Source organism: Candidatus Pantoea communis, from assembly GCF_011752685.1.
GTDB classification, from domain to species: Bacteria; Pseudomonadota; Gammaproteobacteria; order Enterobacterales; family Enterobacteriaceae; genus Pantoea; species Pantoea communis.
Genome location: NZ_VWXC01000012.1, coordinates 56,700 through 82,395, shown reverse-complemented (window position 1 = coordinate 82,395; position 25,696 = coordinate 56,700). Strand labels below are relative to the sequence as shown.

The 25,696-nt window shown below is 51.4% G+C and carries 31 protein-coding genes and 2 pseudogenes; 17 read left to right on the top strand and 16 right to left on the bottom strand.

Translation table 11 applies throughout. The features are described from left to right. Positions 1-65 precede the first annotated feature (65 nt). Complete coding sequence (locus F3J37_RS16635) at positions 66-638, top strand: non-oxidative hydroxyarylic acid decarboxylases subunit B (protein WP_166934549.1); 573 nt, start codon at positions 66-68, stop codon at positions 636-638. Positions 639-648: 10 nt separating this feature from the next. Further along, positions 649-2,109, top strand: coding sequence for a UbiD family decarboxylase (locus tag F3J37_RS16630; RefSeq protein WP_166934547.1), 1,461 nt, complete (start codon positions 649-651; stop codon positions 2,107-2,109). Positions 2,110-2,288: 179 nt separating this feature from the next. On the opposite strand, the gene F3J37_RS16625 is transcribed toward F3J37_RS16630, so the two are convergent. Further along, positions 2,289-3,242, bottom strand: a complete 954-nt coding sequence (locus tag F3J37_RS16625; RefSeq protein ID WP_166934545.1) for a GlxA family transcriptional regulator — start codon at positions 3,240-3,242, stop codon at positions 2,289-2,291. 114 nt (positions 3,243-3,356) lie between these two features. Between F3J37_RS16625 and F3J37_RS16620 the strand changes: the two genes are divergently transcribed. From F3J37_RS16620 to F3J37_RS16605, 4 genes and pseudogenes are all read left to right on the top strand, one after another. Then, positions 3,357-3,998, top strand: a complete 642-nt coding sequence (locus F3J37_RS16620; RefSeq protein WP_160867518.1) for an HD domain-containing protein — start codon at positions 3,357-3,359, stop codon at positions 3,996-3,998. Between the two features lie 107 nt (positions 3,999-4,105). Next, complete coding sequence (locus tag F3J37_RS16615) at positions 4,106-4,423, top strand: antibiotic biosynthesis monooxygenase family protein (protein ID WP_166934543.1); 318 nt, start codon at positions 4,106-4,108, stop codon at positions 4,421-4,423. Next, a pseudogene (locus F3J37_RS16610) lies at positions 4,416-4,793 on the top strand (amino acid-binding protein); the annotation flags it as partial. The gene F3J37_RS16615 and the pseudogene F3J37_RS16610, both read left to right, overlap by 8 nt. Further along, positions 4,787-5,500: pseudogene (locus F3J37_RS16605) on the top strand (ArsR/SmtB family transcription factor). The pseudogenes F3J37_RS16610 and F3J37_RS16605, both read left to right, overlap by 7 nt. Before the next feature lie 225 nt (positions 5,501-5,725). Here the strand turns inward: F3J37_RS16605 and F3J37_RS16600 are convergent. After that, positions 5,726-6,268 (bottom strand): DUF924 family protein, encoded by a 543-nt coding sequence (locus tag F3J37_RS16600; protein WP_166934541.1) that lies wholly within the window; start codon positions 6,266-6,268, stop codon positions 5,726-5,728. Between the two features lie 116 nt (positions 6,269-6,384). On the opposite strand from F3J37_RS16600, the gene F3J37_RS16595 reads away from it, so the two are divergent. Next, positions 6,385-6,846 carry a YlaC family protein gene (locus F3J37_RS16595; protein ID WP_160834236.1) on the top strand — a complete coding sequence of 154 codons (462 nt, stop codon included), beginning with the start codon at positions 6,385-6,387 and terminating at the stop codon, positions 6,844-6,846. A 39-nt stretch (positions 6,847-6,885) separates the two neighbouring features. On the opposite strand, the gene F3J37_RS16590 is transcribed toward F3J37_RS16595, so the two are convergent. From F3J37_RS16590 to F3J37_RS16580, 3 genes are all read right to left on the bottom strand, one after another. Next, a complete protein-coding gene (locus F3J37_RS16590; protein WP_166934709.1) occupies positions 6,886-8,082 on the bottom strand; it encodes a cupin domain-containing protein in 1,197 nt (398 codons plus the stop codon). A gap of 460 nt (positions 8,083-8,542) precedes the next feature. Then, complete coding sequence (locus tag F3J37_RS16585) at positions 8,543-9,739, bottom strand: FAD-dependent oxidoreductase (RefSeq protein WP_166934539.1); 1,197 nt, start codon at positions 9,737-9,739, stop codon at positions 8,543-8,545. A gap of 123 nt (positions 9,740-9,862) precedes the next feature. After that, a complete protein-coding gene (locus F3J37_RS16580; RefSeq protein WP_369410676.1) occupies positions 9,863-10,771 on the bottom strand; it encodes an NAD-dependent epimerase/dehydratase family protein in 909 nt (302 codons plus the stop codon). Between the two features lie 223 nt (positions 10,772-10,994). On the opposite strand from F3J37_RS16580, the gene F3J37_RS28025 reads away from it, so the two are divergent. Both F3J37_RS28025 and F3J37_RS28020 read left to right on the top strand, forming a co-directional pair. Then, positions 10,995-11,534, top strand: coding sequence for a cupin domain-containing protein (locus F3J37_RS28025; protein WP_205298975.1), 540 nt, complete (start codon positions 10,995-10,997; stop codon positions 11,532-11,534). An 87-nt stretch (positions 11,535-11,621) separates the two neighbouring features. Continuing rightward, on the top strand, positions 11,622-11,918 hold the full coding sequence (locus F3J37_RS28020) for a helix-turn-helix transcriptional regulator (protein ID WP_205298974.1): 297 nt from the start codon (positions 11,622-11,624) through the stop codon (positions 11,916-11,918). A 102-nt stretch (positions 11,919-12,020) separates the two neighbouring features. Here the strand turns inward: F3J37_RS28020 and F3J37_RS16570 are convergent, their stop codons facing one another. Further along, the gene (locus F3J37_RS16570) at positions 12,021-12,527 is read right to left on the bottom strand and encodes a GNAT family N-acetyltransferase (RefSeq protein WP_166934537.1); all 507 of its coding nucleotides are present in this window, start codon (positions 12,525-12,527) and stop codon (positions 12,021-12,023) included. A gap of 55 nt (positions 12,528-12,582) precedes the next feature. Between F3J37_RS16570 and F3J37_RS16565 the strand changes: the two genes are divergently transcribed. Beyond that, positions 12,583-13,164, top strand: coding sequence for an XRE family transcriptional regulator (locus F3J37_RS16565; protein ID WP_166934532.1), 582 nt, complete (start codon positions 12,583-12,585; stop codon positions 13,162-13,164). A gap of 3 nt (positions 13,165-13,167) precedes the next feature. On the opposite strand, the gene F3J37_RS16560 is transcribed toward F3J37_RS16565, so the two are convergent. Continuing rightward, the gene (locus F3J37_RS16560) at positions 13,168-14,106 is read right to left on the bottom strand and encodes an AraC family transcriptional regulator (protein WP_369410675.1); all 939 of its coding nucleotides are present in this window, start codon (positions 14,104-14,106) and stop codon (positions 13,168-13,170) included. 108 nt (positions 14,107-14,214) lie between these two features. On the opposite strand from F3J37_RS16560, the gene F3J37_RS16555 reads away from it, so the two are divergent. Then, positions 14,215-15,051 carry an oxidoreductase gene (locus tag F3J37_RS16555; RefSeq protein WP_166934529.1) on the top strand — a complete coding sequence of 279 codons (837 nt, stop codon included), beginning with the start codon at positions 14,215-14,217 and terminating at the stop codon, positions 15,049-15,051. A 110-nt stretch (positions 15,052-15,161) separates the two neighbouring features. Here the strand turns inward: F3J37_RS16555 and F3J37_RS16550 are convergent. The 3 genes from F3J37_RS16550 to F3J37_RS16540 all read right to left on the bottom strand — a co-directional run bounded on the left by F3J37_RS16550 (position 15,162) and on the right by F3J37_RS16540 (position 17,295). Further along, positions 15,162-16,525 (bottom strand): IS3 family transposase gene (locus tag F3J37_RS16550; protein ID WP_166934527.1). Its coding sequence is split into 2 segments (ribosomal slippage): positions 15,162-16,048 and positions 16,048-16,525, totalling 1,365 coding nucleotides; the frame shifts between segments, so codons are not numbered across the junction. Between the two features lie 67 nt (positions 16,526-16,592). Continuing rightward, positions 16,593-16,919 carry a helix-turn-helix domain-containing protein gene (locus tag F3J37_RS16545; protein WP_166934526.1) on the bottom strand — a complete coding sequence of 109 codons (327 nt, stop codon included), beginning with the start codon at positions 16,917-16,919 and terminating at the stop codon, positions 16,593-16,595. Beyond that, on the bottom strand, positions 16,912-17,295 hold the full coding sequence (locus F3J37_RS16540; protein ID WP_166934524.1) for a type II toxin-antitoxin system RelE/ParE family toxin: 384 nt from the start codon (positions 17,293-17,295) through the stop codon (positions 16,912-16,914). The genes F3J37_RS16545 and F3J37_RS16540 overlap by 8 nt, the downstream gene beginning before the upstream one ends. Before the next feature lie 282 nt (positions 17,296-17,577). On the opposite strand from F3J37_RS16540, the gene ycgZ reads away from it, so the two are divergent. Continuing rightward, a complete protein-coding gene (ycgZ, locus tag F3J37_RS16535; RefSeq protein WP_058960954.1) occupies positions 17,578-17,823 on the top strand; it encodes a regulatory protein YcgZ in 246 nt (81 codons plus the stop codon). 124 nt (positions 17,824-17,947) lie between these two features. After that, on the top strand, positions 17,948-18,238 hold the full coding sequence (locus F3J37_RS16530; RefSeq protein ID WP_166934522.1) for a hypothetical protein: 291 nt from the start codon (positions 17,948-17,950) through the stop codon (positions 18,236-18,238). A gap of 96 nt (positions 18,239-18,334) precedes the next feature. On the opposite strand, the gene F3J37_RS16525 is transcribed toward F3J37_RS16530, so the two are convergent. The 3 genes from F3J37_RS16525 to F3J37_RS16515 form a co-directional block, all read right to left on the bottom strand. Beyond that, entirely contained in the window at positions 18,335-18,622 is a 288-nt protein-coding gene (locus F3J37_RS16525; protein ID WP_166934707.1) for a chorismate mutase, read from the bottom strand. A 24-nt stretch (positions 18,623-18,646) separates the two neighbouring features. Beyond that, a complete protein-coding gene (locus F3J37_RS16520) occupies positions 18,647-19,261 on the bottom strand; it encodes a LysE family translocator (protein WP_166934520.1) in 615 nt (204 codons plus the stop codon). 77 nt (positions 19,262-19,338) lie between these two features. Further along, on the bottom strand, positions 19,339-20,085 hold the full coding sequence (locus tag F3J37_RS16515; protein WP_240154117.1) for a helix-turn-helix transcriptional regulator: 747 nt from the start codon (positions 20,083-20,085) through the stop codon (positions 19,339-19,341). 352 nt (positions 20,086-20,437) lie between these two features. Here F3J37_RS16515 and F3J37_RS16510 point away from each other — a divergent pair, with 352 nt between their 5' ends. After that, a complete protein-coding gene (locus F3J37_RS16510; protein ID WP_166934517.1) occupies positions 20,438-20,974 on the top strand; it encodes a cysteine hydrolase family protein in 537 nt (178 codons plus the stop codon). 172 nt (positions 20,975-21,146) lie between these two features. Here the strand turns inward: F3J37_RS16510 and F3J37_RS16505 are convergent, their stop codons facing one another. Beyond that, on the bottom strand, positions 21,147-21,497 hold the full coding sequence (locus F3J37_RS16505; RefSeq protein WP_034824206.1) for a DUF3147 family protein: 351 nt from the start codon (positions 21,495-21,497) through the stop codon (positions 21,147-21,149). A gap of 9 nt (positions 21,498-21,506) precedes the next feature. Then, positions 21,507-21,782: a metal/formaldehyde-sensitive transcriptional repressor gene (locus F3J37_RS16500; protein WP_166934515.1), complete on the bottom strand. Its 276-nt coding sequence runs from the start codon at positions 21,780-21,782 to the stop codon at positions 21,507-21,509. 115 nt (positions 21,783-21,897) lie between these two features. Here F3J37_RS16500 and F3J37_RS16495 point away from each other — a divergent pair, with 115 nt between their 5' ends. Both F3J37_RS16495 and F3J37_RS16490 read left to right on the top strand, forming a co-directional pair. Then, complete coding sequence (locus tag F3J37_RS16495) at positions 21,898-22,911, top strand: nickel/cobalt efflux protein RcnA (RefSeq protein ID WP_166934513.1); 1,014 nt, start codon at positions 21,898-21,900, stop codon at positions 22,909-22,911. A 12-nt stretch (positions 22,912-22,923) separates the two neighbouring features. After that, positions 22,924-23,100, top strand: a complete 177-nt coding sequence (locus tag F3J37_RS16490; RefSeq protein ID WP_034829866.1) for a DUF1289 domain-containing protein — start codon at positions 22,924-22,926, stop codon at positions 23,098-23,100. On the opposite strand, the gene F3J37_RS16485 is transcribed toward F3J37_RS16490, so the two are convergent. After that, positions 23,101-23,973 (bottom strand): LysR substrate-binding domain-containing protein, encoded by an 873-nt coding sequence (locus F3J37_RS16485; protein WP_166934511.1) that lies wholly within the window; start codon positions 23,971-23,973, stop codon positions 23,101-23,103. A gap of 178 nt (positions 23,974-24,151) precedes the next feature. Here F3J37_RS16485 and F3J37_RS16480 point away from each other — a divergent pair, with 178 nt between their 5' ends. Continuing rightward, positions 24,152-25,693 (top strand): MFS transporter, encoded by a 1,542-nt coding sequence (locus F3J37_RS16480; RefSeq protein WP_166934509.1) that lies wholly within the window; start codon positions 24,152-24,154, stop codon positions 25,691-25,693. Positions 25,694-25,696 lie beyond the last annotated feature (3 nt).

Genomic DNA, 25,696 nt, shown 5'->3' with positions numbered 1-25,696 from the left:
TCGTCAAACTTATAGTTCGAACACAAACAGTTTGAGCTTAAACTATATAATAATTCGGGATACATATGAAGCTAGTTATCGGGATGACTGGCGCAACGGGTGCAGCAATCGGCGTCCGCGTGCTGTCTGCGTTGCGTGAACTTGAAGTCGAAACCCATTTAGTCATCTCCAAATGGGCGCGCGCCACCATCCAAAGGGAAACACCTTACAGTGTACAGGAGGTCGCTGCCCTCGCGACCAGGACTTACAGCGAACACGATCAGGCTGCGGCCATCTCCAGCGGATCATTTCGCGTGGATGGCATGATCGTGGTGCCGTGCAGCATGAAAACCCTGGCGGGTATCCGCAGCGGTTATGGCGATGGACTGATTACGCGCGCTGCTGACGTGACGCTCAAGGAGCAACGCAAGCTGGTGCTGGTGCCTCGCGAAGCGCCGCTCAACGCCATTCATCTGGAAAACATGCTGGCGCTCACCCGCGCGGGCGCGTTGATGCTGCCGCCAATGCCTGCTTTCTACAACAACCCGCAGTCCGTTGACGACATCATTAACCACACCGTTTCTCGCATTCTTGATCAGTTCGGCCTGGATAATGACATTACCCACCGCTGGACGGGTCCACGTTCTACCCTGGCTTAAGGAGAGCCTGATGAAATATTACGGCGATTTACGCAGCTTTATCACTGCCCTCGATGAAATGGGCGACATCATGCACGTGCAGCGTGAAGTGGATGGTGATTTCGAACCCAGCGCCATCACGCGCCGCAGCTATGAAATCCAGTCACCTGCGCCGCTGTTTCACAAGGTCGCCGGTGTCGCGCCGGGCTTTCGTCTGTTTGGTGCGCCTGGGGCATTATCGTCGCGCAGCGATATGCCCTACGCACGCGTCGCGATGTCACTGGGCTTAGCCCCTGAGTCCAGCGGCCCGGAGATTATCGAAGCTCTGTCCGCTGCCCGCTTTAAACCCGGTATTCCGCCTGTGCGCGTTGAGTCTGCTCAGGCAGAATGCCAGCAGAATATTTTACGTGGCGATGCGGCGAATCTTGACCGCTTCCCTATCCCGTTCGCTCATGACAAAGACGGTGGTCGTTACGCCAACACCTGGGGCACGCTGATTGTGAAAACCCCGGATGGAAAATGGGTCAACTGGTCTATTGCCCGCGTGATGAAGGTGGATGGCAAGCGCATGGTTGGTCTGATTGTACCAAGTCAGCATATTGGTCAGATCTGGACACAGTGGGTAGCACGCGGTGAGCCGATGCCTTATGCCCTGGTGCAAGGTCCGGCGCCGGCGATCTCATGTGTGTCCGGGATTCCGATCCCAGCCCACGCGGATGAAGCCGATTACATTGGTACACTTGCGGGAGAGCCGGTGCCGGTAGTGAAAGCCATTAGCCTCGATCTTGATGTGCCCGCAACAGCCGAAATTGTAATTGAAGGCCATGTCTCGATTGAGCGCGATTGTCAGGAAGGCCCCTACGGCGAGTACGGCGGCTATCTGGGCGAAGGCTCTTCGGCTCAGCCCACTTTCCACGTGGAAACCATTACCCATCGCGACGATCCGATCTGGCCGATGTCGATCACCGGCCGCCCCACCGATGAATCGCACACCTTGTGGGCAATGGGCTTAGCGGCGGATGCACTGACTTATCTGCGTGAAGCGGAATTGCCGATCAAAACCACCTGGATTCCGGAAGATTCCACCGTGCACTGGTTGCTGGTGGTGATGCCAGAAAACTGGCGCGAACTGCTGCCGGGTGTCAGCAGTGAAGAGTTGGCCCAACGCATTGGTGAAGTGCTGTTCAAAACCGATGCGATGGTATTTATCCCGAAAGTATATGTCGTGGATGATGACTTTGATCCCACCAACCTGCGTGAAGTGGTTTGGGCATTGTCAACGCGCGTGCATCCAGTCGGTCGTCGTGCCGTATTTGATGATCAACGTGTCATTCGCCTGCCGCAGTGCTATGACGAGGCCGAGTACGTTGCCGGTAAAGGCGCCAAAGTCGTGTTTGACACCTTACAGACTAAGCGCCATTTGCATGCTTCGTTCGCGCAAGGCTATCCGGAAGAAGTACGTCAGCGCATTCTGGATAACTGGCCGGAATAAATAATACACACCAACCGTAGCGGCCACATTTATTGCGCATCTTCCAGTGCCACCCTGGCTTTGAATACGCGTGATAAATCACGCCGCTAAGGTGCTCAACGCCTCTTCTACTCATGAAACGTAGCGACGCAATATATTGCCAGTATTGACGTCTCATGCATGCGCTAAGAGCCGCGCCGCTAGCGCATAAACATCTTACGATACATCGATGGCGTCATGCCCGTCACCTTAACAAAAGCCCGTCGTAGAACATCGTTACTGCGGTAACCACAGGCGGCCGGAATGGCTTTCAGCGGCATTGATCCTGCTTCCAGCAACTTACGCGCTTGCTCAATTCGCGCATTCTCCAGCCAATTGCCCGCCTGTACATCCATATGCTGACGGAAAAGCCTCGCTAAATGCCGTGTGCTAATTTGCATATGTGCGGCAAGATCATCGAGTGAACTCACCTGTGCCAGATTGGCCAAAGCCCATCTCTGCATCTCCTGAAACGCACTGCGCCCACCCAGCGAAAGTGGTTGTTTGCGAACAAAATGCCCTTGATTCACTGGCCGTTGAAAGAACATCACCAAATTGGCAGCGATATCCTGAGCCAATTCGCGCCCCAAATCTTCTTCCACCAACCTCAGGGCAAGATCGAGCCCCGACGTGACGCCAGCGGCGGTACGCAATCGTCCATCTGCGATATAAAGCGCATCGGCCTCCACCTGCGCATCCGGTACCTGTTCCATCAGTGCGTCAGCGCAGGCCCAATGGGTCGTCACTTTTTTACCACTCAGCAACCCGGTTTGTGCCAGCAGCAGCGCACCGGTACAAATCGAGCCAAAGCGCTGGCTGTGATGGCATAGCTCAATCAGACGAGCGGTTTGCTGCGCAGTTAGCTGCATATCCCGCGCCTCAGGTGCCCCCGCGATCAGAAACGTGTCAGTTTGCTGGATATCGTGCAGTGTGATATCCGCCATCAGGCGCACGCCCGAGGAACAACAAATATGTTCCCCTTCCAGTGACATGACTTGCAGCTGGTAAACGGCACGATTGAGCAGTCGGTTAGCTTCGGCAAACACATCCAACGGTCCAGAGACATCGAGCAATTGCGCCCCCGGCACCGCTAAAATCGCAAGATGGTGATTCATGCGCTATTCCCGTCTGTAAAAGTCTTAATGTCTTAAAAGGTCGCAAAAAGCTTATTTAAGACATTCTGCCTCGGCATTAAGCTGGTTGCAACTTAACCGAGCGGAGAACCTCCCATGAAATTTTCCATTAACGGCATCACTATTCCCGATACTGCAATGACCCGTGACGCGACGACGTTCGTCCGTGATACCGAATCCGATTTGCTGTTTCACCACTCCAGCCGCGTCTATTACTGGGGCGCACTCGCAGGACGCCGCTTAGATCTTAAGGTGGATGCTGAGCTGCTTTATGTCGGCTGTATGTTCCATGATGTTGGCCTGACGCACGAACACTGCAGCTGCGACAAACGCTTTGAGGTGGATGGCGCCAATGCGGCGCGCGATTTCTTGCAACAGTATGGTGTAGAGCAGGCCGATATCGATAAAGTCTGGACCGCGATTGCGCTGCATACCACCCCGGGCATTCCGCAATTTATGGCCCCGGAAATTGCGTTAGTCACCGCTGGCGTGGAAATGGATGTATTGGGCATCAACTATGATCACTTCAGCGATGCGGAGCGTGAAGCCGTGGTAGAACAGCATCCACGCCCAGCCCAATTTAAGGAGGAGATTATTCAGGCTTTCTACGATGGGATTAAAAACAAGCCTGATACCACCTTCGGCAATGTCAAAGCCGATGTCATTGCCGATAAGCAGCCTGGTTTTTCACCAATGAACTTTTGTCGCGTCATCCGTCAGTCAAGCTGGGTGGGATGAGTGGGCTGGCGCAGCGAACTCGCGCTGCGCCATACTTCGTTGTTCGCCGAAGCATCTTCATCTCCACTCGCTACACTGCTGCCATCACTGACTGATGGAGCTGAACCATGATTGCTGTCCTGTTTGAAGCACGCACCCAACCTGAGCACCAAGCCCGCTATCTTGAACTCGCCGCACAACTGAAATCTCAACTTACCCGTTTGCCTGGATTTATTTCAGTAGAGCGATTTTCAAGCCTCAACGATCCTGGAAAGATCCTGTCCCTCTCTTACTGGGAAAACGAAGAGGCCGTGCTGGCATGGAAGAGAAATATCTCGCACCTAAAAGCTCAACAGGAAGGTCGAAACTGCTTGTTTTCTTTCTACCACATCCGTATCGCTGCTGTACTGCGGGAATATGCGCACGAGGCAAGCCAACATGTTTGATATTCACGTGATGCTCAATAATGTCCCAGGCGAGTTAGCCGCATTAGGTTTGACCCTTGGCAAGCATGGTGTAGGACTTGAAGGAGGCGGCGTGTTCACGGTGGGTGAACAAAGTCACGCGCATTTTTTAGTTGTGCAAGGGGAGCAAGCCAGACAAGTGCTCATGGCGGCCGGTTTTCAGGTGGTTTCAGTACAACAGCCGCTGATCCGCAAGCTGAAACAGGATCGACCAGGACAGCTTGGCGAAATTGCTGACGTGCTAGCACGAAATGGCGTTAACATTCAGCTTCAATACAGTGACCACAACAACCAGTTGATCCTGATTACCGATAATCCTGAACGTGCAGCAGAGGTAACCACCGCATGGCAAGCCGTAGCAGCCCCAAAATCACCAATGAGACGGCGGAACAAGGCTTGCAGCAGGCGATGTCTGCTGTGGCTGCCGCTCTGGCCGACCCTTCGCGTGTCAGCATTTTGTGCGCGCTGATGGATGGCCGTGCCTGGACAGCCACAGAATTAAGCGGCGTCGCCGATATCGCCGCTTCCACCACCAGCGGACATCTGGGCAAACTACTGGATGCCCGCCTTGTCACGTGTTTATCTCAGGGCCGCCATCGCTATTTCCGTTTGGCGGGCAGCGATATTGCGCACCTGCTTGAAACCCTTATGGGGGTATCGATGCAGCCACAGCGAGCACTGGTTTCCGCTACACCCAGCCATCTGCGCCATGCCCGCACCTGTTATGATCATTTGGCAGGTGAACTGGCGGTTGAGATATACAGTTTTATGCAATAAAACGAATGGGTTGTTGCCGACGGTAGTGCTCTTACCCCCTTAGGCCGGCAGCAGTTAGAGAGCATCGGCATGCAGCGAAATCTTCGTAGTAAACGTAAACCTTGTTGTGCCTGCCTCGACTGGAGTGAACGCCGCATGCATCTCGGTGGCGCAGCGGGAGCCGCGCTTCTTAGTCTGCTAATTGATAAACAATGGCTAAGCCGCACGGCAGGCTATCGAGAGATAAATGTCACACCAGCCGGGAAAAAGGCGCTTCAACGCCTATTTTGCGTGCAGTTGTAAACATCAAAATAACACGCTCGTCACAAATATAACCTTTATCAAATCAGCAAAATTTAATCATCGATCATTTTATGTACTGGTCACTTATCGTTGCTAATATAGTGACGCAACACACAGCAATGCGTTGCCTACGAGAATTTTTCCTTGGTTTAATTACCCCGCCCGCTTAGCGGGCTTTTTTTTGTCCATGTATGCCCCATCCCAATAGCAGAGGCAGATGGTGAGTCAATAAAATGAGCGTTTCCTCTCATTAAGAAACGCTTGCTCTGCCGGCGTTGATGGGCGATTTAGGCGCTGATTCCGATGTGGATAGCGACCAAACACTTCAATAATCTGCCGATGCTCTAACTCACTCTGATAGTAAGACGATCCTTTCAGCGCATCGAACAACACTTCGGCTTGTTGATGGATAACACGAGACTCGGCATGCATCCAGGGCATCAAGAGAAAGCCTTTTTCATCCAGGTTCAGTGACGCATAGCCCGGAATTTTCACCGCTTCCTGCGCGAGCAATAGCGCCATGCCATCCTGCTGCCAGGCGAGAGCACTGTCCCGGTGAAGATTGCGGGAGAATTGATCCAGCACGATGACTTCTGCCAATCGTCCCCGAATGTCTTTCCGCCAGGCCGATAGCTCACCGCGACGAGCCGCTTCCCAGCTATTATAAAAACCATCTCGTATCGCTTCATCAAACCCGTCATTCTGTTTGAACCAATAGCTTTCATGGTGCGCGTTAAACCAGAATGCCAATACGGTTTCATACTCCATTCTCTTCCCCACAGATAATTCCCCTAATCACCATCAAGGTTAGGCTAAAATCGTGGTGGTTATCTGTTAGACTCGCGCGGGCGCAGTATGGATAAGGAAACCACTGAGGTGAATGCATGAGTAATCAACTGGATGAGCGACTACAAACCGAGCTGGATAGAATCAACGTAGAAGAGCAGCGTAATGACCGCCCCTACTTTGATATCTCCTTTATCAAAAATTATCCCGGTTTATTCAGCCTGATGTGGATACTGTTTGTTCTTACCATGGCGCTGCTGTTGTACTCCGACTCTTTCGGCACCATCGAATATGTGGTTTGCATTCTGATTTTTGCGGTGTGTAATTTCTTCTTCTTCTTCCATGTCAATCCGTCGTACAAAGCGAAGGATATCGATAAAGGTGCCTGGAAGAATTGCTACACCGGTGACTGGTATATGGAAGTCCATGTCCGGGACGCTTTTGTCGATGAACTGCTGGGCAGCGCCATTCTGACCGAGAGTGAAAAAACACGGCTAAACGAGATGCGCGCCAGGAAAGGTTATCTGTACTTTGCTGATATCTATCGTTTAAGGCATTAAACCCTCACAGCGCGCCGCTCCCGCGACGCGCTTTCCATGCTATTTCACCACCGGATGCTTAGTAAACTGCAGCGCCTGCATAAATTTGTCATCCAGATGCAGATGCTGCCGCACCAAATCTGCTGGCGTACTGGCCAACCATTGATTCAATGAAATATCCGCGTAGTAATCGCTTTTAAATAATTCTAAAAACCGCAGCGGCTTATCACCGATATTTTCAATGTAATGCCCCATGGCGAAAGGAACATAACCAACATCACCCGCGCGGAAATCGAAGGTCCGAGCCTGCCCCGATGAGGCAAACACGCCCATGCGACCTTCACCTTCCAGATAGTATTGCCACTCATCGTTGTTTGGATGCCAATGCAATTCCCGCATAGCGCCGGGCTCAAGTTCCACCAATGCAGCGGCGACGGTTTTTGATATGGGGAAATTACTGGTGTCGGTAATGCGTACAGTGCCACCCGGCAGGGTAATCGGTTTTTGCGCCAGCATTTTATGCGAGAAATTCAGCACAGATTTCACGCCACCTTTCACAGCTGCAGAATCCCCGCCCTCCGGCGCTTTCCCGGCAAAAATATACTCGTCGGCCGGTGATGGCAGCGTGTTGAAAACGTCCGCTGATACGCCAAAATTTTTGGCGAGCACTTCAGGCGGAATGTGTTTAAACCAGTCGCTAAGCAGGAAAGTGCTGTCCTCATCAAAGTTACCGTTATCAAAGGCCAGTAAAAACTCGCAGCCGTCGGGACCGAGCCCCTGGATAGAGTGCGGCACACCAGGCGGGAAATACCACAGGTCACCCACGCCAACATCATCCACAAACCATCCACCTTGGGTGTCCAGTGCAGTGATACGTGCATTGCCATAGAGCATGTACGCCCACTCGCCCTCTTTATGCCAGTGCAGTTCACGAATGCCGCCATTATCAAGCCGCATATCTACACCAGCGATGGTAGTGGAAATCCCTAATTCGCGTTGTGTCACCTGCCGCGTCCAACCTCCGCTCCCTTTTCGTACATGCGCATCGCTAAAAGAGAAGCGCAGATTCGGTAATGTACCGCTGTCTGTTGCGGGTGGATCGACAATATCGGGGTTGAGCCCCTCACGGATAGGATCGTGTGGACCGGGGTCGCGGGGATGGCGGGGATCGTTTGCTGGGTAAGTGGCCACTGTTGCCTCGTGGGCATGAACTTTACCCGCTGCCAGCGCCACGGTGCCACCCGCTGCAAATGCCATGAAGGTTCTACGAGATAAGTTTTCTAATTTCATACCTGCTGTTTCCTCAGTTTCTTATGGTCTTAAAAGAGCTCCTTAACCATAGTGAAACTGTGGTATTGCGATGTAACAGCGTGCTGGTCGTTTCAAATCAAGGATTTAATCGAGGACAGAAACTAATCTCATCAACAGGTTGAAATAAACAAATTGTTGATTAAACATTGAGGTTCTGGCGCGCATCCAAATGAATAAAAGGCACGAAGAGGTTAATTCAGCCAAAAAACCATTAGAAAAAATTATCAAAAACCCATCATATAGTTAATGAAATGTTACAAATGACAAGCAAATCGCTTATACCCACCTGCAATTTGATGAGGGTTAGCAGACAAACCACTGTTGTCTGCTCTGTGAATCTATTGTTGCCGCTGGAGGCATCGGGATAAATGGAAGCAGGGTTTTAGGATTGGAAAGCCAAACTTACTCATTGAGTATATTCTGGTTTTTCAGTTCTAAAACCTAAACCAATTAAACGACCGAACAGATGGCGCAAGAACGGAAAACGGCTGATCATCTGCGGCACTTTACTCGGCGTAGTGCGCTTACGTTTATTACTGCTCATTTTAATTTGCAGGAATTGCGTGGCAACGGTGGGAAACTGTCGGCGCTGTTGCACTTTCTGCAGGTCACGTAGTGTGACATGGCCTTTTTTCAGTGGAAGAGTCAGGCAATTGGCCGCTGCCACCGCATCCTGAATCGCCAGATTGACGCCAACGCCGCCAATCGGCGACATCGCATGGGCAGCATCACCAATGCACAACACGCCGGGCTTCATCCACTGATCCAGCCGGTCTATGCGAATCGACAACAGTTTCAATTGGTCCCAACCGTCGAGCTCCGCCATGCGCTCAGCGCTGAAGGGTGCCACTTCAGCGATAGCCTGTTTTAGCGTCTCCAGACCGGCGAGCTTTAACGCGTCAAACTCTCCTTTTTGGATGGTGTAGCCGCACTGCCAGTAGTCACCGCGATCAATCACAATGAAATTCTGCTTTGGCCCTTTATGACCCATACCCCATTCGGGATCGGTTACCTGTTTGCCCAGCCGGAACCACAGCACATCACGGGATGAGCCAAAGCTTTTACTTTGTAATCCGGCTTTGGTACGTACCTGCGAGTTACGCCCATCCGCGCCAATCACCAACGAGGTATGAATGATGTGCGTATCGTTACCCTGTAACGTTTTAACACCTGACACCATACCCTCTGCATAGATCAAATCATCGAAAGCGGTGGATTGTAAGAGCATGAAGCCGGGAAAAGCGGCAGCTTTGCTCGCGAGAAAATTGAGGAAATCCCATTGCGGCATAAAGGCAATAAAGCGGCACTGCACCGGCAAGCGCGAGAAGTCCGCCATCGTGATCTCCTGACCGGCTACTTCTGCCTGTAATTTTTCGGCTCTCTGATGCGGTAAGGTCAGTAGCTCATCCAGCAACCCGAGATGGCGCATGATCTCCAGCGTCGAGGGATGGATGGTATCGCCACGAAAATCGCGCAGGAAGTCGGGATGTTTTTCAATCACCACGACGCTTAATCCTGATCTCGCCAGTAAATAACCCAGCATTAATCCTGCTGGTCCGCCGCCGACGATACAGCAGTCGGCGGTGAGTTCTGTTGGTTGCATCCTGACCTCAGCACAAAGCAATTGATGATAATCGTTATCATTTATATAGCATCGTGTTGAGGTTTAAGTGGGAATAAATGCCGCAGTATCTGTCAGTACATAGCTACATGCTGCCCGCAGGCGCTAGCTGTGAGAGATTAAACCCAGCCCAATCAAGCTCTGCGCCGTCGCGATAATCGCCTGTTGGGGTGTGCGCGGCTGCCAGCCCAATACAGACATCGCTTTCTCTGCTGTGACGTTCATATCTACCCCCAACAATTTCACCATCCCAATCATCACTGGATTCTTATCTGCAGCAGCCCGCACACTCTCATCCGTGAGTTCTACCGTCGATACGCAGCGGGCGGCGTCACCCAGTGACGTTTTCAAGGTATGGGCAACCTCCACCAGACGCAAACTATGGCCCGAACTGGCAAGGAATCGCTCCCCCCTGGCTGCTGGGTGCTTCATAGCGATGACGTGTAAATCGGCGACATCCCGCACATCCACAAAACAGCTGTTGATATCAGGACAACCCGGCTGCCCTTCTAACATCTCTTTGATAATCCGGGTTGAGTGTGAGTAGTCTGCGCCCAGCACAGGTCCGAGTACAGCCACGGGATTGATAGCTGACAGCTCTAAACCCCGCCCCTCCTTCTCAATAAATGCCCAGGCTGCCCGTTCCGATAAGGTTTTGGAACGTTGATACGGCCATAAATCGCTGTCCAGGTTCGTCCAGTCCGTCTCCTTAAATGGGCGCGGGTAGTCCGCCGCGTGACCGACTCCGACTGCACCAAATGCCGACGTTAACACCACGCGTTTAACGCCTGCATCCCTCGCCGCCCGCAGAACGCGTAAATTTCCCTCAATCGCGGGGTTGATCCAATCGGCCTCGGTGGCCTGCTCACCGGATGGTGTAGGTGATGCGCCGTGCAACACATAAGTACAGCCTTGAGTGGCCGCATCCCAACCCTGATCGGCCATTAAATCTGCCACGACAAATGTCAGGTTTTCGCCTGGCTCTACACCTCCTTGCTGCAGATGTTGTCGCACTTCGTTCTCCCGCTGGGCTGAACGCACCGTCGTGCGCACTCTTTATCCCTGTTTAAGCAGGGAAATAATGCAATGTTGCGCGATAAAACCGGTACCACCCGTCACCAAAACGGTTTCTTTAGTCATGAAAAATGCCTCGCTGTTGTGATACTGAGCAGAGTAAACAGCCATGACCGGATTTTGAATGCTTGATAGTGCGTGTAAGTTGCGTGATAGTACGGAAATGCAAAACGACCCTTTTTCCGACATCCTGAAATTCGTCCACGCGGAATCCCTGGTGACGGGAGGCTTTAGCGCGGGCGGTCGCTGGGCGTTACGTTTCCCTGCGCCCGAGAAGATTAAGTTTTTCGCCGTCCTGAAAGGACAATGCTGGGTTCAGTTTGACGACGACACCAGGCCAATTCTGTTCTCAACCGGCGATGTTGGTTTACTGAGTGCAAAACGCGCCTTTGTGCTGTCCAGCGAGCCCGGCGTAGAGCCGGTTGATGCCATGAGTGTGTTTTTCGGTGCCGGAAAACCTCATGCACCCATTGGTGAAGGGGATGATTTTGCGCATATCGGTGGGCATGTCCTGCTGAATCCCACCAGTGGCCGTTTATTGACGCACATTTTGCCGCCATGGATTCATGTCCCTGCCGCCTCTCCGCAAGCGGCCTCGTTCCGTTGGTTATTAGACCAGTTAGTACAAGAGCGTCGTACCACACAGCCGGGTTCGCAACTGGCCTCCTCACAGTTGGCGCAACTGCTGTTTATTCAGATTTAGCGTGCTCATCTGCAAACCTGTGATGCACTCCCCGCCAGTTGGCTGCGAGCCCTTGGCGATGCACGTCTTGCGCCTGCGCTGCAACTGATGCATGGCGATCCGGCAAGAAATTGGCATCTGGAAGAGTTGGCAAAAGCCTGCGCCATGTCACGCACCACCTTTGCTCAGCAGTTTCGAACTGTTGCGGGTGTGACACCGGTTGCCTATCTGACACAATGGCGCATTCGATTAGCCGAACGCGCCTTACGTGAGGAGTCCGATCAGGTGGCCGTGGTGGCGCAGTCGCTGGGTTACACTTCAGAAAGTGCCTTCAGCCATGCGTTTAAACGCGAGACGGGGATGTCGCCAAAAGCGTGGCGACTGGCTGAACGTTCGATGGGATAAAAGGCGCCGCCGTAGCACGTAATCGCATGCGCAAGCATGTATCGCGGATCATGCAGGATATCGACAGCTTACCCAGTGAATACGTTTTGCAGAAACACTAAGTTAAGGCTGCGGCCTTGCATCAAGCTGAAGCTGCAAAAAGGTCAGGTCGAGCCATCGGCCAAATTTGCAGCCTACCTGATTTAATCTGCCGCCATCACTGAAACCCAGCTTCTTGTGCAACGCGATTGAAGCGCTGTTCTCTGACTCAATCCCGGCAATCATCATATGTTTGCCCTGCTCGCGCGCCCGCTCAATCAAGGCGGTCATCAGCATGCCGCCCACCCCTTGGCCGCGCCCGTTTTTATGGACATAGACTGAATGTTCAACGGTATGTCGGTAGCCGTCCCAGGGACGCCAGTCACCATAGGAGGCATAACCGATCACGCCATGTTCATTAACCGCTACCAGTACCGGAAACCCCGCGGCCTGCCGTGTGGCCATCCACTGGATGCGGTTAGCAATATCCACGGTATTCTCATTCCAAATCGCGGTGGTGTTGAGTACAGCGTCGTTGTAGATGTCCGCGATCGCCCCGGCATCGCTCTCTTCTGCTGCTCGTATTTGCATGATTTCCGCCTCGTCACTATAGTGGATGTTTCGTTTACTATTGTAGTTATCCATTATGTTAGATGAATTGTCCAGTAAAGAAGATGACATCAATGCGCGCATTGGTCAGAACATTAAAATCGAACGAGAGAAGCGCGGTTGGTCTTTAACCGACCTGGCAGAACAGTCCGGTGTTTCACGGGCGATGATCCATAAAATAGAACGGGGTGAGAGCAGCCCAACTGCGACGTCTCTCGCTCGCCTCGCCGGCTCGTTTGCTATGAGCATGTCACAGCTCATCGCGCTAACCGAGGTGCAACCAGGTACGTTGCTGCGTCATGCACAGCAACCGGTGTGGCAAGACCCAGAAACCGGCTACATTCGCCGCCATATTTCACCTGGCGATATCCCGTTGGATGTCGTGAGTGTAGAGCTCCCTCCGCACACTGACGTGCCAATGCCAGCGATTTCCTACCTTTCACGTCGTCAGTTGATCTGGGTGCTGGAAGGCACTTTGCGCTTTCAGGAGGGCGACAATCTGTTTGAAATGAACGTCGGTGATTGCCTGGAATTGGGCGATCCCACGGATTGCGTGTTTACCAATGCGACTGATGACATTTGTTGTTATGCGGTAATGGTGCTTAAAACCACTCTGTGAGCCCTAATGCGAAGAGACAAATGCAGAAGCCTGCTGTGCAGGTGGCACCGCGAAATTGCGCTGCATGCGTTTGATCTCCTCCGCCGGTGGCAGCCCGAACAGACGTTTGAATTCCCGGTTAAATTGGGATGCGCTTTCATAACCCACCGCAAGGCTCGCCGAGGCCGCAGTCATCTCCTGACGCACCATCAGCATTCGCGCCTGATGTAAGCGTACCGATTTCACGTATTGCATCGGTGACTGCTGGGTGATGGTTTTAAAATGCGCGCTGAAGGTTGGCACGCTCATGCCTGCTTCACCCGCCAACTGCGCCAGATTGAGCGTCTGGGCATAGCAGGCATGAATATGGCGCAGCGCTTTACCCACCTTGCCGAATTGCCCCTGCAACGTCAGCGCGGCACGCAGTGCCTGACCTTGTGCACCCGTTAACACACGATAATAGAGCTCACGCACCAGTGCGGGGCCGAGGATCTGTGCATCCAAAGGATGACTCAGGGCCGCCAGGAAACGTAGCACTGAATCACGGAGCGGCTGATCCATGGGACTCGACATCATGCTCTGCGCTGCTTTCGCCATGAAAGGCACCTGCTGTTGCTCTAGTTCCAGCAACAATGCTGTCGCCACACTGAAATCAAGATGCATGTAGATCGCCAGCAACGGGTGTTCTGCGCTCGCCGCGGTTTCCATGGTAAAGGGAACCGGCACAGAAACCGCCAGATAATGTTGCTCATCGTAGAGGTAGATTTGATCGCCAAAGAAACCACGCTTAGTGCCCTGGCAAACAATCACAATACCGGGATCGTAAAGCACCGGCGTGCGCGCTAATGGGCGATCTGAACGCAAAATACGTACATCAGAAAGTGCCGTCAGGTTGTAGCCCTCATGCGGCGCGAGCGATTTAAGCAATTCCACCGTACGTTGTTGTACCTCTGAATCTACCACCACTCCTCCTCACTCATAAGATTAGGCAATAAAAGCAGAAGATACGGCCTTATAGCGCTGACCTCCAGAGAATATTATGCATGCATCATTCATGTAGGGAGAAAAACGATGTCTACCTCTAAAACACTTTTGATTACTGGTGTAAGCAGCGGTTTCGGTCGTGCGCTGGCGCTGGAGGCCATAGCCAAAGGTTATCGCGTGATCGGGACGGTGCGAAATGTAGAAGCTAAATTGGCATTTGAACAACTCCATCCGCAAAATGCGCTGGCGTTTGAACTCGATGTCACTCATTTCGCTGTTATTGATGACCTTATAGCCGACATTGAAGCTGATCAGGGTCCAATTGATGTTTTGGTCAATAACGCGGGTTATGGACACGAAGGGATTATGGAGGAGTCCTCGCTGGAGGAGATGCGCCAACAATTTGACGTTAATGTATTTGGTGCCGTGGCGATGATCAAAGCCGTATTGCCCTTCATGCGCCAACGGCGTCGCGGACATATTCTTAACATTACGTCGATGGGCGGATTTATCACCATGCCGGGCATTAGTTATTACTGTGGGAGTAAGTTTGCGCTGGAAGGAATCTCAGAAACTCTTAGCAAAGAACTCGCCGCATTTAATATTCATGTAACGGCCGTTGCCCCCGGTTCATTCCGTACTGACTGGGCAGGCCGCTCAATGGTGCGAAGCGCGCGCAGCATCAGTGATTATGACGCGCTCTTCGATCCTATTCGACAGGCACGAGAGGAGAAAAGTGGTAAGCAGCTTGGTGACCCACAGAAAGCAGCGCGCGCGATGCTGGCTATCATTGAGAGCGATAACCCGCCTGCACATTTGCTGCTCGGCAGCGATGCATTAAAGCTGGTGAAGGATAAACTTGTGGCGTTGAATGCAGAGATCGAGGCGTGGGAAACGCTGACACATTCAACAGATGGTGATTAGTGACCTTTACAGGAATGTAATAGTAATTAGAATATTGGCGGGTTCAAATGATTAACAATGAATTTAAAGCCCCAATTTTGGACTGACCCCATAAAGTTGGATAGTTCATGTTAAGCGGCTTTCAGGGCCTGGGTTCGGTATTCTACCGGACTCAGGCCTTTTAATTTCAGGCTTATTCTTTCGTTGTTGTAGTAATGGATATATTCCTCTATCGCCTTCCTCAGTTCGCTCAGACTGCTGAACTGGTTCAGGTAAAAACACTCCGACTTCAGTGTACCGAAGAAGTTCTCCATCACCGCATTGTCCAGGCAGTTTCCTTTGTGCGACATACTTTGTGTCATGCCCTGTGCCTTTAATTTTTCCTGATAACCTGTCATTCGATACTGCCAGCCCTGATCTGAGTGTAACAAGGGAGCATCTTCCGGACTGAGTTTAGAGAACGCATCACTCAACATGGTATTAACCATCTCCATCACTGGCCTCTCCGACAGGCTGTATGAGATGATCTCCCGGTTAAAAAGATCGAGAACCGGCGACAGGTAGAGCTTTTTACCCTGTAGCGAGAACTCTGTAACATCTGTCACCCACTTTTCGTTGGCTTTTGATGCACCAAAGTCCCGACTCAGGATATTCGGTGCGGTCTTGCCAGTTTCCCCTTTCCAGGAGCGATATTTCTTTACCCTTATCAAAGATCGGAGCGACAACTCTGCCATCAGCCGCTGTACTGTTTTATGGTTCACCAGCAGACCCTGCTTTCTCAGTGAGAGTGTGATCCTGCGGTAACCATAACGCCCTTTGTGATAGTGGTATATCTCACTGATTTTGTCTTTCAGCTCGGCATGCCTGTCCACTCGTTTCAGCGCATTCATATTGTGATACCACGTACTCCGGGGCATCCCCGCTGCACGCAGAAGGTCACTGAGAGCATATTCACGCCTTAGCTCACTGATTATTGCGGCTTTTTCCCGTTTTTCTCGCTTTGAACTAAGGCCTTCAGCTTTTTTAGGTAGGCATTCTCTGCACGCAGATAACGAAGCTCAGCCCGCAACTCTTCGGGAGATAACTTTTCCAGCGCCGCAGCGGTGAGTTGAGATGCTTTTGGGGGGGTTGACATGTCTCTGCTCCGGCCGGATTTTATGCTCAGAAGTCCTTTCTGGCCTGAGTCTTTGTAAACATTAACCCAACGCCGGACGACAGTTTCATTTGAGATATTAAACCGTGCAGCCGCTTCACGCATCGAAAGTTCTTCGTCGAGAACAGTCCGGACAACAGCAATCCGGAACGCCGGGGAATGGCGGTCATTTTTCCAGGTAATGCCATCAATACCGTGTAACTGCCAGGCTCTGACCCAGCGACGAACGGAGGTTCTTTCGACACCAAAACGTTCTGCGGTCCGTTGTGTCCCGTCATTACCAGAGAGGTAATGGCTGACCACTGCCAGTCTGGTTTCGAGAGAATACTTTGGCTTTGCCATAAAAAACTGCACCTTACTCAGTTGGGTATCCAACTTTTGGGGTGCAGTCCATTTAGGGGCTTTAGTATTACTGAAGAACACTCAAACCTTTACGATCAATAATATTGAGCAAACGCAGCGCCGCGCCGTTAGGTTTTTTCTCTTCACGTTCCCATTTGATTACCGTTGCGACTGACATTCCAACGCAAGCCGCCAGCATTGCTTGACTTAAGCCCAAGCGCTCACGCAATTCTCTAATAGCCTGGCCCGACATCATAGGCAGAACAGGCAGTGTCGCTCGCAACTCGCGCAATCTTACCCTGGAGTCAATTTTTTCTTTAAGATCATCTGAGATAACGCCAATTTCATTGAAATCATGTGCGATTTCCTGAAGATCTTTAAGGTGATTAACCATCACACTGCACCTCTCGCATTTTCCCCGCCCTAATCGCTCGTCTTGCTTGTTCAGTGGTGAGGTTGAATAACTCTTTGGCAACTTGCTTATAAAGTAGCAGTTCAGTTTCGGTCATTTCTCGTATTGTGCTTTTGACTGCTGACTTAGCATACCCATTTACAAAGAAGAGGTGCTTATCAATTTTGAAAGCAATGACAGCTCTGGCACCACTACTTTTACCTTTGGTTAAGGGAATGCGTTTCTTATATACCCCACCGCCTAAATTAGCTTCATATCGACCCGCGATAACTTCTAACGCTGCAATGCATAGCTTGCCGTCGTCAATCCCATCAGCTTTGGTATTTCTGTCGAATGGTTTTAAAACATAAATTGCCATGGTGTCTCCTGACTGTGATTCGATAAGGACGCTCCTTGTCCACACATGCAATATCTATAGTACTAAGTACCATAGGTTAACTCAATCTCTATCTTATTGGCCCAGACATCAAGTTTAAATGCCCTGAAAAGAGTGCTTTTACATAAGCATCTGTAATTAATAGACTAGCACTTTTTGCAAAAACAGCTCCCCTGATGGTTAACCTTATTCCTGTACAACAGGCTTTTCTTTGTATAACTTTAGTGGGCCTAGTGCTCATTAGTTAACCTGGAGGATGGAACCATGCGTCAGGGTAGAAACCTGCTATCAACGTCGGATGCGATTACGCGTTATTTTAATGAGGCTTCCCTGCCTTCTCAGCAGGAAATCCTGGGTAAAATCGTTGGAGAAATACTGCGTTCAGGCCGTTCACTGAGTCGCAAAACGATCTGCACCAAGCTGATTTGCCGACTGGAACAGGCCAACAGCCCGGAAGAAGAGTTGCACTACCAACAGTTAATTGGCCTGATGTTTACCTCCGAGCGATGATCCTGAGAACTTGCGCACCGACCTGACATCGGACAAAGTGGCTTCCGCCTCATAGGTTATTTCACGTTAGACTGAATCCACTTTGTTACCTGTCGCAGGTCTTTGCGGTAACCAGAGAACGTGTATGAACAGAAGTAAAGATGAACGATTAACTGATATCGTCATGGGCGATGCCGTACTGCAGCTGCTGAAAAAAAAGGGGCCGGTGACGAACAGCGCCCTGCTCGACAAGCTTCGTTTGATGGCGTCCGTTGAGCCCGATTCTGGCCGCCAAAAAGCACTTAGCCTAGCGATGGCAGAAGTCCTGAACAACATGCAACCCGCTACTCAGCAAAGCATGGCACTCAAAGATACCAATAACGTCACACACATTTTTCGCAATCGCGATAATACGGGCAAAGACACACAGCATTAAAATCGGGGCCTCAAGGCCCCGTACTGTTAATGAGATTTTCTTAACTTAAGGCTGCAATTCTAACCCATCGCAGCCTTATTTTTTTCGTGCGCCCCACTACGCTTTCAATTCACTATGTTGTTGCAGCTCATAATCGATAAAGGCTGTAATCATCGCACGGTAAACCTGCTCAATAATTTCCTCAGGTAAACCCTGCACTTTGGCCTGACCTTTCACCTTATCAATCACCTGTTGCACACGATCGGGAGCGCGTACCGCAGTGCTGTCTTTTTTAAATCCCGCCGCGGCTTTAACACACTCCCCACGCCGGGCAATTAATGCCACCAGTTGTTGATCCAATTGATCAATTTCTTCCCTGACTGCATCAATAGAATCAAATTCCATCATGATTTCTCCTTTTTAAATGGGTTATCGCGAACTGATGAGCAATTTGATGCCCAGGCAAACAAAGCTCAACGCAAAGATTCGGTTCATAAAGCACAACACGCGCGGTTTTTCGAGCACCCGACGCCTCATCAGCGCGGCAAAAGCGCCATACAACATAAAGATGAAAAGCGTGAGCAACATAAAAATTGCACTAAGTACTAACATATCTTGTGTCGGCGTCGAACTCTCTGAAGCGATAAATTGCGGTAAAAAAGCCAGAAAAAACAGCGATAACTTAGGGTTAAAGAGATTGAGTAACAGAGCATGGTTAATAATACGCAATGCGGATTTTTTAATCTCCACCTCCGTGGTCAGTGACGTCCGCTCACGTAGCGCCATCCACGCCATGTAGAGCAAGTAGCCAACGCCGATTAGCTTCAACATGTTGAATGCGTAGTCACTGGTATAAAAAATAACGGCTAATCCCAGCAATGCAGCGAGAAGATGCGGCACAATACCGAGCGTACCCCCTAAAGCCGTAATAAAACTGACACGCATTCCTCGATTCAGACCGCTGGTGATAGTTAACATAGCCCCAGGGCCCGGTGACATCACCACCACCAAAGTAGTGACATAAAACTCTATTCCAGCGTGCATTTTTAATCCCTCAGTCGAATGTATCGCCTGAGTATCAATTCACGAAATGCCAGCGTCTTGAACAAAATTGCAGAGGATTACAGCAGAATGGCTTTTTGATAGCGTGCCGGCGTGATACCCATTTGGCGCGAGAATGCACGCGTGAGGTGGCTTTGATCGGCAAAACCACTCATAACAGCGGCATCAGCCACACTATTCCCTTTTGCCAGCCATTGTCTTGCATTACGGACGCGCAACTGCATGAGATAGGCATGGGGCGTCATTCCAACTTCACGAGCAAAACTGCGCAAAAGTTGGAATCGACTTAGCCCACACAACGTTGCCAATTCACTCAGGCTCGTCTGACGTGATGGAGCATCATCTAAATATTGCTTTGCCCTTTGTATCGTGGGTGTCATGTTGGGCGGGAAAGCCAGGGTCAGAAGGTGGTGATGACAGAGGTGCATTAAGCATTGTAATAACGTCTCTTCCAGAAAACCCGGTTCAACCTTGGTCTGATGTAGGGCGAAAAATAGCTGAAACAGACGATGGCTCAGAGAGTTGTCTCTGACTAACGGCTTGAGCACTGCATCGGCATCACTCCTCTCCATCCGTAACTCCTGCCACAACAGTTCAGGTTCCAGATAGACCATCTGCCAGCTACGCGCGCCCTTCAGCGGCATACCATCGTGCACTTCTCCCGGATTGACAATAATCACATCCTCAGGACCGGCCTCTATCTGCCCCAGCAGGCTCCATGAGCGCTGTGCACCTTGCGAGATGACACCAATCCCGAAGTGATCATGGGAATGGCGCGGAAAGGTATGTTCGCTCTGCAGCGCCATGGCCTCTGTACCCGCCATGGGGCTATGCAGAACGCGTGACAAGTGGACGGGCTTAACCAACGTCGTTTCTCCGCAGATACACACTGACTGCTACTTTAGCGCCTTTTCCTCTCAGCAGAAAAAAAACCGCAGGGATTTTGTACGATGTTGTGCTAACGTCAGATTTATTCCCCAATCTGCCGCGAGCCGATGATGTCTTGGTTCATTACGTTGACCACAGTGACAACCACCACCGCATTCGTCGGCGGCGTGAGTGTATCTGTAGCAAAAACGTAAGCGTACAGAATCCTCACCCCGTCAGCCAATGGACGGGGATTGTCTCCGTTCATCACCCAGTGAAAGGAGACACACCATGCCATCCTCAAGTAAAAAAGCGCTATTGATTGTCGATATGCAGCACGGCTTGTTTTTTGCGCCGCAGCAGCCATTTGCCGCAGAAACTCTGCTGAACAATATCAACACGTTGATTGCCCGTGCACGCGACGCAAAAGCTCCGATCTTTGCTGCTCGCCATACCGGGCCTGAGGGAACACCGCTTGCCGAGAGCAGTCCGCTCACGCAGCTTATTCCACAGTTGGCGATAGATACCGAGTTGGATGGTGTGTTTGTGAAACGCTACCCCAACTGTTTCCGTGGCACGACGCTCCTGGCTTCGCTACAACTCGCCGGAATTGAAGAGTTGGTGATTTGTGGTATGAAAACAGAATATTGCGTGGATACGACTTGCCGGGCAGCGGCAGACTTAGGCTTTCGCGTGGTATTAATCAGCGATGCACATAGCACGACAGACAACGGGCAGATGAGTGCATCCCAGATCATTGCCCATCATAACCAAACGCTATCGGGTCCGTTTGCCCAACTGGCGGCTACGGCTGACGCGCTCATTTGAATGTTTGGGCGCGGTCAATATCGCGCCCTGACCTCAGTACCGCGCGCGCCCGCTGAATCCCGCACCCAGTAAAATACTTTGATAAACCTGTGTGCTGGATTCTCCCTCCTCATTCATCAAGCGCGAGATAAAAAAGGGGTAAAGAAAACGGGTCCAAGCATAAAATATCAGACTACATCAATTGTATGCCAAAGCGCTTTAGCAACGTTGCCCACAGGACAAAAAGCACGATAGTTAACAGGCAACTCGCCACCAGCGTGGGCCAAAATCCCCAGCGCTGATAGAGAAATGGAAAGGCGACAAACATCGGCAGGGTTGGCACCACGTACCAGAAGGTATACCAGGCGTGGCTGGCGATCTTTGCCTGGCTCTGACCTTCCAGCTTCATCCAGATCAGCACCAATATCGTCACTAATGGCAGCGCCGCAATCAACCCTCCGAGACGGTCACTGCGTTTCGCCACTTCAGAAATCAGCACCACCATGCCCGCCGTGATGGCGTATTTTACGATGAGCCACAGCATGGTTTGCTCCTACTTCAGATATGAACGAATAACGCTGACAATCTCTTCCAAATCCTGAGTGCGCTCCGCTTCGGTGGCAGATTCATTCATCAGGTGCTCTCTGATATGCCCCTCCAGCAGTTCTGCCATTAGACCATTAACTGCCCCGCGTACCGCTGCTACCTGCTGCAACACTTTTAGGCACTCCTCACCCGATTCCAATGCGGTCTCGAGCGAAGCTGCCTGCCCTTTAATACGACGTACGCGGGTTAACAGGCTTTTCTGATGCTTGAGTGTATGGCCCATTCTCGGCTCCTGTTGATCTTAATGTATACTGGGGTATAGTATATTTTCTTTGAATTTTTTGATTTTACGGCACTGCAATGCCGCTTTCAACTTATCACGACACGAGATGCACACCATGAATGATTTCGCTGCCCTGCTGAGTCAGGGCACGTCTAGCGCGTTGCTGTTTATCCCCAGCGCCATCTTGCTTGGGGCGTTGCACGGCCTGGAGCCGGGTCACTCTAAGACGATGATGGCGGCATTTATCGTCGCCATCCGTGGCAGTGTTCGCCAGGCGGTGATGCTGGGTCTGGCAGCCACTTTTTCCCACACTGCGGTGGTATGGCTGATTGCGATGGGCGGAATGTATATCAGTCGGCAGTTTACTGCCGAAGCTGCCGAACCCTGGCTGCAGCTGATTTCAGGCCTCATTATCATTGCAACAGCTGCCTGGATGTTCTGGCGTACCTGGTCTGAAGCACAAGCGTGGCGCCAGCACCACGATCATGACCATAAGCAGGATCATCATCATGAGCATGGGCATCATCATGAACATGAGCATCATCATGAACATGAGCATCATCATGAGCATGGGCATGAGCATGGACATCATCATGAGTATCGTCATGAGCATGAGCATCATCATGAGCATGGGCATCATCATGAGCATGGGCATCATCATGAGCATCATCATGGGCACGGGCACGGGCATCATCATGAACACGGGCATCATGGCGAATTGGCCCGGTTCGCGGAAGGTTCTCAGGAATATCAGGATGCACACGAGCGCGCGCACGCGGAAGACATACGCCGACGCTTTGATGGCCGTGAAATCAGCAATCTGCAAATTCTTCTCTTCGGCCTGACGGGGGGATTAATTCCCTGCCCTGCAGCGATCACGGTCCTCCTTCTTTGCCTGCAGGTGAAGCAGTTTAGTCTTGGTGCGGCGCTGGTGGTCTGCTTCAGCATCGGCCTGGCGCTTACGCTGGTGACCGTCGGCGTAGGTGCGGCGCTAAGTGTTCGGCATGTATCCCGTCGATGGAAAGGTTTCGCCGATATTGCACGCCGCGCACCTTACTTCTCTAGTGCCCTGATTGCCATCGTGGGCGTCTATATGATGTTCCAAGGCTACAGTGGCCTCACCCAATAAGGAATTATTTCCATGTCTGTAAAATCGCCTTGTACTGATGTCTGTATTTTTGAGGGAAAAAATGGCTGGTGTCGTGCCTGTGGCCGTACGCGTAAAGAGGCACAGGAGTGGCGCAAAATGTCACCCTATCACCGCAAGGCGATTGAACGCGCATTGAAAGATCGCGTTGCGACGTTGCAAATAAAATAGTCAGGTGCTTCGTTCAATCATGCGCACCAGCTTATTCACTGCGGGAGTACGTTCACGTTTACGATATAAGAACCAAATGGATGAAGGAATAACGGCTCCGGGTATTTCACGATAAGTGATGCCGGTTAATTTTAATTGAGTCACCAGAATAGCCGGTATTACCGCAACACCATTACCTAATGCGACATTGGCCAGCACTTCATTTAAACTGCCCGCCGACCAGCTACGACTCAGAATAAACCCACCACGCTGTGCAAAGGTCACGGTGCCAGACACTTGTTCGGGCAAAATAAAGGTTTCCCCTTTAAGTTGCGCAGGTTCGATGGGTTGTTCCTGCGCAACCAGCGGGTGGTTATCCGGCAGTGCCAATGCGAAGTGATCTTGCTCGACTTCAATGTATCCGACATCGGCAGGCAACGGCACAGGACCGCGCACAAAGGCAACATCAATAGTACGTTCACTAACCTGAGTGGCCAGTGTATCCATGACTGATTCACGTGCATTGATTGAGATATCAGGTGCACCGGCGCTAAAGCTCGTCAATAACCGGGTTAAAATGCCTGATAATAGTGCGGATGCCACATAGCCCACGCGGATATAACCGCGTTCGCCGCGAGCGGCACTACGTACTCGGGATTTGGCCTGCTCGGCATGTTGTAGAGTCTCGCGCGCCTCCTGTTGGAAAATTTCTCCAATCTGCGTCAACTCGACTTTACGTTGAGTACGATAAAATAATGGCGCACCTAATTCTTCTTCCAATTGATTAATCTGCACCGACAGCGTCGGCGTGGATATATTAAGATTCTCAGCCGCCACGCCATAATGCAGCGTTTTTGCCAGTTCCAGAAAATAGCGTAGATGGCGTAATTCCACGTTTTACCTCCTACTTATCTTGTGTGATGAAAATGTCGATCATTACCTGAAACGAAAACGCCAGCAATATAAATGTTGTTAGTTTTTGCCTAACAATAACTCCAGTACTGTTTATTGAATGACTTCCGTGATGGATTCAAGCTGTAAAGCATTCACTACCTTGCTCGCGGGAGAAAAGATGTCCACTGCTACCATCGCGCTCGACCATCGCCATCTGAATCGTGTTTTACTCGTCGCCTCAACCGGGTGCGCATTGACGGTAATCGACACCAATATCGTCGGCGTTATGTTGCCAACCATCGCTAAAGGTCTGCATGCTTCTTTTGCAGACATGGAATGGGTCATTGGCGCTTACGTGCTGAGCTTTTCCTCACTCCTTTTGCCGGCAGGGTCGCTGGCAGACAAATTTGGCCGACGCCGACTCTTTCTCGGCGGCATTTTACTGTTTGCACTGGCCTCACTCGCCTGTGGCATGGCGACCAGCGTTTTAGCACTCAATATTGCCCGTACGGTTCAGGGTATTGGCTCCGCATTTCTGCTGGCGCCAGCACTGGCAATTATCGCGCACAGCTTTCGCGATAGTCAGGCACGTAACCGGGCATGGGCGATTTGGGGCGGTGTGATGGGATTAACCATGGTGCTGGCACCGTTGGCCGGTGGCATGATCAGTACGTTGCTTGGCTGGCGCTGGACATTTTTAGTCAATATTCCTATTTGTGCCCTGCTGATGCTGGCCGTCACTCGCCACATTGAGGAATCCAGGCATGAACACGCGGGTAAACTCGATTTACCTGGGATCGCGCTGTTTATCGCAGGCATGTTCTGTTTGACCTGGGCATTAATATTAGCGCCGCAACATGGCTGGTTGAGCCGTGAAGTGGTGGGCAGATTGTGTCTCGGCGCGTTGTGGTTTGGCCTGTTTATCCGTGTGGAAAGTGGCAAAAGCAGGCCGATGTTGAATCTGCAACTTTTCCGCTCGTTCCCCTTTATTGGCGCAGTATTAGCGATGTTTGCTTACGCTGCCACCGCTCAAGTTATGACCTCATTACTGCCGCTGTTATTACAGAATGTTGAGGGAATGACGCCGTTAATGGCCGGAGCGGGTATGCTGCCTTTCGCTCTGGCAATGCTGCTGTTTCCTGTTGTGGCGCGCTGGCTCGGCAAACGCCTGCATGCCGCCACTTTACTGGCTCTTGGCCTGGTCACCGTCTCCTTTGGCAACATGGTGATTGCGACTGCCGTGTACCAACACCATTTGCTGCTGACCCTGGCGGGTATGGCCCTACTCGGCAGTGGCGGTGGGCTGCTCAATGGCGAAACCCAAAAGGCGATTATGGCAACCGTACCGCCGCAGCAGGCAGGAATGGCATCGGGTATCAGCACAACAGCCCGTTTTTCCGGCATTTTGTTAGGATTTGCCACGCTGGGCGCGATTCTGGCGGCCAGCACACAGTGGCAATTACAATCAGCGATGCTACACGCGCAGTTGCCCCTTCAACCCGGTTTTAGCGCGCAGGTTATCGCCGGCGATTTCCGCCATGCACTGGCAATGTATGACGCCGTTCATCAGGTCTCGTTACAACCACTCATCATTACCAGCTACGCCGATGGATTTGCCAGCATGTTGTTCTGTGCTGCCGCATTTGCCCTGTTTTCCGCCATCGTCGTGCTCTATTCGGCGCGCAGTTCGCGTCAGTCAACGCCGCTAGCCCAGCGCTAATTT

Bases quoted from the DNA above. Each gene is read 5' to 3' on its own strand.
- F3J37_RS16635 (WP_166934549.1), top strand. From the start codon at position 66: ATGAAGCTAGTTATCGGGATGACTGGCGCAACGGGTGCAGCAATCGGC.
- F3J37_RS16630 (WP_166934547.1), top strand. From the start codon at position 649: ATGAAATATTACGGCGATTTACGCAGCTTTATCACTGCCCTCGATGAA.
- F3J37_RS16625 (WP_166934545.1), bottom strand. From the start codon at position 3,242: ATGAATCACCATCTTGCGATTTTAGCGGTGCCGGGGGCGCAATTGCTC.
- F3J37_RS16620 (WP_160867518.1), top strand. From the start codon at position 3,357: ATGAAATTTTCCATTAACGGCATCACTATTCCCGATACTGCAATGACC.
- F3J37_RS16615 (WP_166934543.1), top strand. From the start codon at position 4,106: ATGATTGCTGTCCTGTTTGAAGCACGCACCCAACCTGAGCACCAAGCC.
- F3J37_RS16600 (WP_166934541.1), bottom strand. From the start codon at position 6,268: ATGGAGTATGAAACCGTATTGGCATTCTGGTTTAACGCGCACCATGAA.
- F3J37_RS16595 (WP_160834236.1), top strand. From the start codon at position 6,385: ATGAGTAATCAACTGGATGAGCGACTACAAACCGAGCTGGATAGAATC.
- F3J37_RS16590 (WP_166934709.1), bottom strand. From the start codon at position 8,082: ATGGCATTTGCAGCGGGTGGCACCGTGGCGCTGGCAGCGGGTAAAGTT.
- F3J37_RS16585 (WP_166934539.1), bottom strand. From the start codon at position 9,739: ATGCAACCAACAGAACTCACCGCCGACTGCTGTATCGTCGGCGGCGGA.
- F3J37_RS28025 (WP_205298975.1), top strand. From the start codon at position 10,995: ATGCAAAACGACCCTTTTTCCGACATCCTGAAATTCGTCCACGCGGAA.
- F3J37_RS28020 (WP_205298974.1), top strand. From the start codon at position 11,622: ATGCATGGCGATCCGGCAAGAAATTGGCATCTGGAAGAGTTGGCAAAA.
- F3J37_RS16570 (WP_166934537.1), bottom strand. From the start codon at position 12,527: ATGCAAATACGAGCAGCAGAAGAGAGCGATGCCGGGGCGATCGCGGAC.
- F3J37_RS16565 (WP_166934532.1), top strand. From the start codon at position 12,583: ATGTTAGATGAATTGTCCAGTAAAGAAGATGACATCAATGCGCGCATT.
- F3J37_RS16555 (WP_166934529.1), top strand. From the start codon at position 14,215: ATGTCTACCTCTAAAACACTTTTGATTACTGGTGTAAGCAGCGGTTTC.
- F3J37_RS16545 (WP_166934526.1), bottom strand. From the start codon at position 16,919: ATGGTTAATCACCTTAAAGATCTTCAGGAAATCGCACATGATTTCAAT.
- F3J37_RS16540 (WP_166934524.1), bottom strand. From the start codon at position 17,295: ATGGCAATTTATGTTTTAAAACCATTCGACAGAAATACCAAAGCTGAT.
- ycgZ (WP_058960954.1), top strand. From the start codon at position 17,578: ATGCGTCAGGGTAGAAACCTGCTATCAACGTCGGATGCGATTACGCGT.
- F3J37_RS16530 (WP_166934522.1), top strand. From the start codon at position 17,948: ATGAACAGAAGTAAAGATGAACGATTAACTGATATCGTCATGGGCGAT.
- F3J37_RS16525 (WP_166934707.1), bottom strand. From the start codon at position 18,622: ATGGAATTTGATTCTATTGATGCAGTCAGGGAAGAAATTGATCAATTG.
- F3J37_RS16520 (WP_166934520.1), bottom strand. From the start codon at position 19,261: ATGCACGCTGGAATAGAGTTTTATGTCACTACTTTGGTGGTGGTGATG.
- F3J37_RS16515 (WP_240154117.1), bottom strand. From the start codon at position 20,085: ATGGCGCTGCAGAGCGAACATACCTTTCCGCGCCATTCCCATGATCAC.
- F3J37_RS16510 (WP_166934517.1), top strand. From the start codon at position 20,438: ATGCCATCCTCAAGTAAAAAAGCGCTATTGATTGTCGATATGCAGCAC.
- F3J37_RS16505 (WP_034824206.1), bottom strand. From the start codon at position 21,497: ATGCTGTGGCTCATCGTAAAATACGCCATCACGGCGGGCATGGTGGTG.
- F3J37_RS16500 (WP_166934515.1), bottom strand. From the start codon at position 21,782: ATGGGCCATACACTCAAGCATCAGAAAAGCCTGTTAACCCGCGTACGT.
- F3J37_RS16495 (WP_166934513.1), top strand. From the start codon at position 21,898: ATGAATGATTTCGCTGCCCTGCTGAGTCAGGGCACGTCTAGCGCGTTG.
- F3J37_RS16490 (WP_034829866.1), top strand. From the start codon at position 22,924: ATGTCTGTAAAATCGCCTTGTACTGATGTCTGTATTTTTGAGGGAAAA.
- F3J37_RS16480 (WP_166934509.1), top strand. From the start codon at position 24,152: ATGTCCACTGCTACCATCGCGCTCGACCATCGCCATCTGAATCGTGTT.